Genomic DNA, 211 nt, shown 5'->3' with positions numbered 1-211 from the left:
CTTCTCAGGTGAATTCGCAATATAATCTAGTTTTTCAAGATATTTCTTTGAAAAATGATTTCTTGGGTGAAGGTGATCAATATGAAACACCTCGGTTGGATTCATTTCAGGGAACAGAAGATGCAATAGTGCGCGGCAACGACCTTCGCCATATCTGATATTGAGAAGGCTTTCGATGTATTCGTCGTCAAATCTGAGGTCTTTATTCGAA

The 211-nt window shown here is 38.9% G+C and carries 1 pseudogene; it reads right to left on the bottom strand.

Going from position 1 to position 211, the window contains the following annotated elements:
* Nucleotides 1-211 (bottom strand): annotated as a pseudogene (locus C5687_RS24510) (hypothetical protein); the annotation flags it as partial.

Source organism: Enterobacter sichuanensis, from assembly GCF_002939185.1.
GTDB classification, from domain to species: domain Bacteria; phylum Pseudomonadota; class Gammaproteobacteria; order Enterobacterales; family Enterobacteriaceae; genus Enterobacter; species Enterobacter sichuanensis.
Note: the sequence above shows the minus strand (reverse complement) of the source record. Positions and strands in the feature narration are given on the sequence as shown.